Annotated in this window: 3 protein-coding genes; all 3 read right to left on the reverse strand. The window is 33.9% G+C overall.

The features are described from left to right. Positions 1 to 111 precede the first annotated feature (111 nt). Positions 112 to 2061, reverse strand: a complete 1950-nt coding sequence (locus ITB9_RS14665) for an OmpA family protein (protein ID WP_054852826.1) — start codon at positions 2059 to 2061, stop codon at positions 112 to 114. A 17-nt stretch (positions 2062 to 2078) separates the two neighbouring features. Then, on the reverse strand, positions 2079 to 3023 hold the full coding sequence (locus tag ITB9_RS14670; RefSeq protein ID WP_054852827.1) for a type IX secretion system membrane protein PorP/SprF: 945 nt from the start codon (positions 3021 to 3023) through the stop codon (positions 2079 to 2081). A gap of 57 nt (positions 3024 to 3080) precedes the next feature. Continuing rightward, the coding region (locus tag ITB9_RS14675) for a gliding motility-associated C-terminal domain-containing protein (protein WP_054852828.1) at positions 3081 to 6000 on the reverse strand (2920 nt) is incomplete at its 5' end.

Consider the following 6000-nt stretch of genomic DNA (forward strand, 5'->3'; position numbering starts at 1 on the left):
AGGATTAAGCTATAAATAACTTAATCCTGAAATTTTAAACTGACACACTTTTTTTATATAGTGTTACCTTACTATTAAAAGGTTTATGTTGTTTTGTATAGTTGTCCTTATTTATTTGACAATTATAAATTCACTACGTCTGTTTAATTGGTGTTCTGACTCACTACACTTTACACCATCACTACATCTGTTTCGTAACTGAGTCTCTCCGTAGCCTTCACTTGTTAATCTTGACCTACTTATACCTCCTACATTAACTAAGTAATCAACGGTAGCCTTTGCACGTCTGTCTGATAAATCAATATTATATTGGCTTGTATTACGACTATCTGTATGTGATCTTACGTCTATATTAACATTAGAATACACATTCATAAAATCTATAACTTTACGTAACTCAACCTCTGCATCTTTTCGTATAAACGATTTATCTAAATCAAAGTAAATAATATTTATTCCTAATAATGGTGCTATATCTGTTCCTAATGGTGCAGGCAAAGTATCTTGTTGTTTCATAAATAAGGTACGCTCAACAACTCCTGTTCTGTTTGGGGTATTAAATACTTTTTCAGCTATTGTAAAAGTGTCCTTTGTTGATCTAATAGAATATATTTGACCACATTCTAAAGCAAAATTAAAGCTACCATTTACTCTAGATGTTTTCTCATCGATAACAACATTGTCTTCATCTAATAAAAATACTGTTGCATTGGCTATTGGTTGATCTGTTACTGTATTTAATACAAATCCATTAATAGATTGCTCGCATTTAGTTATTAAAGGTTTTATACTTTTAAAACTATATATATCATCATCTCCTACTCCACCGTCTCTATTAGAAGCAAAATAGCCTATTCCTGTAATACTATTAATAATAAAAGTAAAGTCATCTTCTATTCCATTTATAGGTTTTCCTAAATTAAAAACATCTCCAAATGTGTCGTTTTGTATTTCTGAAACAAAAACATCTAAACCTCCTAATCCAACATGCCCATCTGATGCAAAATATAACTTATTGTCTTTGCTTACAAAAGGAAACGTTTCTCTTCCTTCTGTATTAATCTTGTCTCCTAAATTTATTGTTTTCCCAAAAACGTTACCTTCTATGGATACTTTATATAAATCAGACTGTCCATTTGTTCCTGGCATATCACTAGCAAAATACAATGTCTTTTCATCTGGACTTAATGCTGGATGTGCAACAGAATACTCATCACTGTTAAATGGTAATTCTTCAACTTGCCATGTTGTATTGTCTTCATCATTTCTTATAGCTCTGTATAGTTTTAACCTATTTGTTCCTTCTGCATCTTGCTTATAATCTTCATTTGTATAATTATTTCTTGTAAAGTACATAGTCTTACCGTCTTTAGTAAAAATAGCAGTAGACTCATGATAAATAGAATTGACTTTAGAACTAAATTTAATACTAGTGGTCTTTTCGTCTTCAAAACCGGCATTAAGTTTATATAAATCTAAAAAGGGTTGCTCATTCCAATCATGAAATCGTTTTACTAATCCCCTATTATTTCGGTTAGAAGAATAAATAATACTTCCTTGATAAAAAGAAGGAGCAAAATCACTTAGTTTTGAATTAAAATCTACGTTAATTAATTCAAATCGTCCGGATTGTAATTCTATCTCTTCTAAATAATTCCTTTCATTAATAAATAAATTAGCACGATAATCTTCTCCTTTAGAATCATAAAAAGCTTCCATAATTCTATCTGAAGCATCATATTTTTGATCACTTTTTAAAGACAAAGCGTATCTATAAATATATTCTGACTCTAAATTATCTGAAGACTCATAAAGCTCTCCGTACCATTTAGCTGCGTTGGTATAATCGGCATTAAAATAATACGAATCTCCTAATTTTTTCAATAAATCTTTAGATTTAAATCCTTCATTAGTCGCTTTAAGATAAGATTCTCTAGCCTCTATGTAGGCTAACTTCTCATAGTCTTCATCTCCTTCCTTTACAGCTTTTTGTTCTTGAGCAAATGTTATGGTAGGAACCAATAAAATAAAAGCTAAGTATATCTTTATAATATGTTTCATGTATTTATTTTTTTTGATTAAAAGAATCTAGGTGAAATCATTCGGTTGCTTCGTTTGAATAATTCAAACCTTAAGAATACTTCATAAGAACCATCATTAAACTGTTTTAATTGAGTAGTTTCTCTATCATAAGCAACCCCTAACATTATCTGATCAGATACCTGAAAACCTGCCATAGCACTTAATGCTGCACTCCAACGGTAAGCTACTCCTAAAGTTAATTTCTCCTGTATTAAAAAATTAGCCGATAAATCTACCTGTAATGGTGCTCCATCAACAAACTTGACTAATGTTGAAGGTTTGAACTTTAAATCTGGATTTAAATCATAAGTGCGTCCTGCCATAATGTAAAAATTGACTTTTTCTTTGGCTGTTGCAAAAGAATTGTTATTTGCAGCATTTTCATCAAAGTGTTCAGTCTCTAATATATTTGGGGCACTCAAACCTAAATAAAATTTATCTGAGTAATAATAAACGCCTAATCCAAATTGAGGTGAAAATTTATTATCTACATTAATCTCTGCATCTGAGTCTCCTGGATTAAAGGCTCCTGTATTTAATTTATTGGTATCTATATTTAAAAAGTGTCCACCTCCTTTTACTCCTAAGGCTAATTTAGAGGTATTACCTATGTCTAAAGTGTAACTAAATGACAAATCAATATAGGTTTCGCTAGTTATAAAAATCTCGTCTTGGGTAATATTAAGTCCTAACCCTACTTTTTCACCCACTGGTGAATGTACAGAGGCTGTAAACGTGTCTGGAGCGCCATCTAATCCAACCCATTGAGTTCTGTATAAACCAATAAAACTTAAGACATCTCTTGAGCCTGCGTAGGCAGGATTTATACTTAATGTATTGTACATATATTGTGTATACTGAGCATCTTGTTGTGCATGACTTTCATTAGAATAAAATCCCAGTGAAAATAAGCCTAAAAATAGTATGAAATAATTTCTCATATGTAATTTGAATTTAAACCAGTAGCCCTAATTTATGAACTACTGGAATTATTTTATTTATTTTCTATTAATGTATAATGGTCCTGCTTTTTGTACTGAATTACCTTGATTGTTAACATAAGTCAATACATAATAATAAGTCCCTACTGGTAATTTCTCATCTTTTTGAACTGTAACTCGTCCTTCTGATACACCTCTAAAGAAATTGTTGTTGGTCCCATAACCATCGACGTTATAGACTTCAACTCCCCAACGGTTATAAATCTGTAAAGTATTATTTGGATAATTTTCAATACCACTAATAACAAATACATCATTATTTCCATCTCCATTTGGTGTCATGATATCAAAGATGTTTAATCCATCTTCAGCCTCTGGATCTCCATTATTACATTCTGCATAATCTGGAGTACCATTGTCATTGTTATCAGCTAATTCTTCTCCATTGGTAAAGCCATCACCTAATCCATCACAATCACAATCAGAATTTAACCAATCCTCACTTACAATTGATATATCTTGACTTTCAAAATCAAAATCACAAGCATCCGTTGGATCTGTACTATCCATAAGTTCTGTTCCGTTGTCTACACCATCACCATCACAATCTATAGAATCCCAGTCTTCAGAAGGTGTTACTGTTTGACTAGTTAATATAAAATCACATGGATCATTAGGGTCTGAATTATCAAGAATTTCATTTCCATTAGTTACACCATCGCCATCACAATCTGCATTCTCAAATGCTGAGCTAGTTGGAATAGTTTGACTTGAAACTATTAAACTACATAAATCTTGTGGATCTGTACCATCCAAGACTTCGTCTTCATTAGTTACACCATCACCATCACAATCTGCAGTATTCCATGCATCATTAGGCATTGTTGTCTGACTTGTTAAAATAAAGTCACATGGATCATTAGGATCAGTCCCATCTGAAATTTCATCACCATTAGTTACTCCATCACCATCACAATCAAAGTCATCAAAACTAAATGTAACTATTGTTAAATCTTGACTAGATGGATCATAATCACATGGATCTTGTGGATCGGTTCCGTCTAAAAGCTCTTGACTATTAATAACTCCATCGCCATCACAATCTAAAGCATCCCATTCATCACTTGCAGAAACACTTATACTAGTTGTTAAAAAATCACATGGGTCATTTGGATCGGTTCCGTCTGTAATTTCATCTTCATTAGTTACTCCATCGCCATCACAATCTGCTACCATAAAGTCTCCAGACGTTGTTAAGCTTTGACTTCCAACTACAAAATCACAAGGATCATTTGGATCGGTTCCATCTAGTATCTCATCTCCATTAGTAACGCCATCACCATCACAATCTAATGTATTCCATTCAGTTGTTACTATTGTTAAATCTTGACTACTCACTAAATAATTACATGGATCTTGTGGATCTGTTCCATCTCCTATTTCAGTACCATTCGATACTCCATCTCCATCACAATCCGCTCCTAACCATTCCACTGTAAGAATAGTTAAATCTTGTACAGAAGCATCATAATCACATGGATCTTGTGGATCGGTTCCTGTTGCTATTTCATCTCCATTAGACACGCCATCTCCATCACAATCAGAACTTAAGTAGTCTCCTGAAGGAGTTACTGTAATACTTCCTGTATTAAAATCACATGGATCATTTGGATCAGTTCCATCTGCTATTTCATCTGCATCTGTTACACCATCTCCATCACAGTCTACTGTACTAGTTATTGCTACGGTTACACTAGAAACATCATAATCACATGGATCATTTGGATCTGTTGCATCTGGTGTCGTTGGATCACCATCTGGTCCATTGATCTCATCTGCATCAATTACTCCATCTCCATCACAATCTACTGTACTAGTTACTGGCACTGTTATGTCACCAATATTATAATCACAGGCATCATTTGGATTGGTACCTGATGCTATTTCATCTGCATCTGTTACTCCGTCACCATCACAATCTACCGTACTTGTTACTGCTACTGTAACATCTGATACGTTATAATCACATGGGTCGTTTGGATTGGTTCCGTTTGCGATTTCATCTGCGTCCGTTACACCATCACCGTCACAATCTACTGTACTGGTTACTGCTACAGTTACATTTGCTACATCATAATCACAAGCATCATTTGGATCGGTATTATCTAATATTTCATCACCATTAATAACACCATCACCATCGCAATCTAAATCATTCCATTGAGAAGTAACAATACTTAAATCCTGACTATTAACTAGATAATCGCAAGAATCTAATGAATCTGTACCATCATTAAGTTCTGTACCATTTGAAACACCATCTCCATCACAATCTGCTCCTAACCATGAAGTACTTACTATAGCTATATCTTGAATTGAACTATCATAGTCACATGGATCTTGTGGATCGGTTCCTGTTGCTATTTCATCTCCATTAGACACACCATCTCCATCACAATCAGATCTTATGTAATCACCAGATGGAGTTACTGTAATACTTCCTATATTAAAATCACAAGGATCATTTGGATCTGTTCCATCTGCTATTTCATCTGCATCTGTTACACCATCTCCATCACAGTCTACTGTACTAGTAACTGCAACGGTTATACTAGAAACATCATAATCACATGGATCATTTGGATCAGTTGCATCTGGTGTGGTTGGATCACCATCTGGTCCGTTTATCTCATCTGCATCTGTAACACCATCACCATCACAATCTACTGTGCTTGTTACTGGTACTGTTATATTACCAATATTATAATCACAAGCATCATTTGGATTGGTTCCTGATGCGATCTCATCTGCATCAGTGACTCCGTCACCATCACAATCTACTGTGCTTGTTACTGCTACACTTATGTCTGATACGTTATAATCACATGGATCGTTTGGATCTGTTCCTGATGCGGTTTCATCTGCATCTGTTACTCCGTCTCCATCACAATCTACTGTACTTGTTACTGCTACGGTC

Source organism: Olleya sp. ITB9 (assembly GCF_001315805.1).
Taxonomy (GTDB): Bacteria; Bacteroidota; Bacteroidia; order Flavobacteriales; family Flavobacteriaceae; genus Olleya; species Olleya sediminilitoris.